The organism is Mycolicibacterium vaccae NBRC 14118 = CIP 105934 (assembly GCF_001552715.1).
Taxonomy (GTDB): domain Bacteria; phylum Actinomycetota; class Actinomycetes; order Mycobacteriales; family Mycobacteriaceae; genus Mycobacterium; species Mycobacterium vaccae.
Window position 1 is genome coordinate 1 of sequence record NZ_BCRS01000308.1, and the last position, 2,582, is coordinate 2,582.

A 2,582-nucleotide genomic window follows, 5' to 3' on the forward strand; every position below is an offset into this window, starting at 1 on the left:
GTTGACGGCGTCGGCGTCGGTGAACGCCGTGGCCGCGCTGCGGGCGGCCGCGGCCCAGCCGGTCAGGTCGGCGACCACGCCCTGCAGCTGCGGAGTGAGCAGCGCGTCGATCCCCAACCCCGACACCGCCGCCCCGGGCATCGCGCCGGGGTCGAGCACCGGCCGCGGCATGTCGTCGACCTCGGCGGCGGCGGCGTCGAAGCGTCCCGCCAACGCGTGCAGGCGATCGGTGTCGACGTGTGCGATTTCCCCCATGGCTCATGCTGACAGACCCCGGGGCGGGTCCGGCCGGGTTATCCACAGGGCTCATCGAGTGTCCGGCCGCCCTGTGAGCCGAGCAACAAGTAGTCTCGATGAGGTGCAGCGACGAATCATGGGCATCGAGACCGAATTCGGTGTGACCTGCACGTTCCACGGCCATCGACGGTTGAGTCCCGACGAGGTCGCCCGCTATCTGTTCCGCCGGGTGGTGTCGTGGGGCCGCAGCAGCAACGTCTTCCTCCGAAACGGCGCCCGTCTGTATCTCGACGTCGGCAGCCATCCCGAATATGCGACCGCCGAATGTGACAGCCTCACGCAGCTGGTCACCCACGACCGCGCCGGTGAACGGGTACTGGAGGACCTGCTCGTCGACGCCGAACAGCGGTTGTCCGACGAGGGTATCGGCGGCGACATCTACCTGTTCAAGAACAACACCGACTCGGCGGGCAACTCCTACGGCTGCCACGAGAACTACCTGATCGTGCGTGCCGGTGAGTTCTCCCGCATCTCCGATGTGCTGCTGCCGTTCCTGGTCACCCGTCAGCTGATCTGCGGGGCGGGCAAGGTGCTGCAGACCCCGAAGGCGGCGACCTTCTGTCTGTCCCAACGCGCCGAGCACATCTGGGAGGGCGTGTCCTCGGCGACCACCCGGTCGCGCCCGATCATCAACACCCGCGACGAACCCCACGCCGACGCCGAGAAGTACCGGCGCCTGCACGTGATCGTCGGTGACTCGAACATGAGCGAGTCCACCACGATGCTGAAGGTGGGTTCGGCGTCGCTGGTGCTGGAGATGATCGAGGCCGGGGTGGCGTTCCGGGACTTCTCGCTGGACAACCCGATCCGCGCGATCCGGGAGGTCAGCCACGATCTGACCGGCAGACGGCCGGTGCGGCTGGCCGGCGGCAGGCAGGCCAGCGCGCTCGACATCCAGCGCGAGTACTACGCCCGCGCGGTGGAGTACCTGCAGACCCGCGAACCCAACACCGAGATCGACCAGGTCGTCGACCTGTGGGGCCGCCAGCTCGACGCCGTCGAAAGCCAGGACTTCGCCAAGGTCGACACCGAGATCGACTGGGTGATCAAGCGCAAGCTTTTCCAGCGCTATCAGGACCGCTACAACATGGAGCTGTCCGACCCGAAGATCAGCCAACTCGACCTGGCCTATCACGACATCAAGCGTGGTCGCGGCGTGTTCGACCTGCTGCAGCGCAAGGGCCTGGCGGCCCGGATCACCACCGACGAGGAGATCGACGCCGCGGTCAACACGCCGCCGCAGACCACCCGCGCGAAACTGCGCGGTGAATTCATCAGCGCCGCACAGGAAGCGGGCCGGGATTTCACGGTGGACTGGGTGCACCTGAAGCTGAACGACCAGGCCCAGCGCACCGTGCTCTGCAAGGACCCGTTCCGGTCGGTGGACGAGCGGGTCAAACGGCTCATCGCGAGCATGTGACCTCAATCGGCGGGTGCTCGTGGCGGGGAACACGCCGGGCGCGCCTTAAGCTCTAACCCGTGGGGATCTCCAAAGTCGAACGCCTGATGAATCTGGTCATCGCGTTGCTGTCCACGCGGTCCTTCATCACCGCAGACCGGATCCGCGAGACGGTGTTCGGCTATTCCGACGGCGCCAGCGACGAAGCCTTCTCGCGGATGTTCGAGCGCGACAAGAACGAACTGCGCGACCTCGGCATCCCGCTGGAGACCGGGCGGGTGTCGCCGAGCGACCCCACCGAGGGTTACCGGATCAACCGTGAGGCCTACGCGCTGCCCGCGGTGGAGCTGACCCCCGATGAGGCGGCCGCGGTGGCCGTGGCGACTCAGCTGTGGGAGTCGCCGGAGCTGATCACCGCGACCCAGAGCGCGCTGCTGAAGCTGCGCGCCGCGGGCATCGACATCGAGCCCACCGACGACGACGTCACGATCACCTCGACCGCGGCGCTGCCCGGGCTGCGGGGGTCGGAGGAGGTACTCGGAATCCTGTTGTCCGCGATCAACTCCGGCCGCGCCGTGCAGTTCCGGCACCGGCCCTCGCGCAGCGAGCCGTACGTGACGCGCACGGTCGAGCCCTGGGGCGTGGTCACCGACCGGGGCCGGTGGTACCTGGTCGGCCACGACCGTGACCGCGCCGCGGTGCGGACGTTCCGGCTGTCGCGCATCGGCCCCGACGTCACCCCCATCGGACCGCCGGGTGCGGTCAGCCGACCGGCCGGCACCGATCTGCGCGAGATCGTCAACCGGGTGGTGGGCGAGTGGCCGGCCGCCGGGCAGGCCCGGGTGTGGGTCGCCGACGGCCGCGCCACCGCGCTGCGCCGGCGGGG

At 68.8% G+C, this 2,582-nt stretch carries 3 protein-coding genes; 2 read left to right on the top strand and 1 reads right to left on the bottom strand.

The window, feature by feature from the left end:
• Positions 1 to 255 (bottom strand): DUF7162 family protein (locus MVA01S_RS29505; RefSeq protein ID WP_060941823.1); only part of this gene is annotated, 255 nt, incomplete at its 3' end.
• Between the two features lie 103 nt (positions 256 to 358).
• Between MVA01S_RS29505 and pafA the strand changes: the two genes are divergently transcribed.
• Positions 359 to 1,717, top strand: coding sequence for a Pup--protein ligase (gene pafA, locus MVA01S_RS29510; RefSeq protein WP_003933519.1), 1,359 nt, complete (start codon positions 359 to 361; stop codon positions 1,715 to 1,717).
• A 59-nt stretch (positions 1,718 to 1,776) separates the two neighbouring features.
• Positions 1,777 to 2,582: helix-turn-helix transcriptional regulator (locus MVA01S_RS29515; RefSeq protein WP_174539014.1), on the top strand; the 806-nt coding region annotated here is incomplete at its 3' end.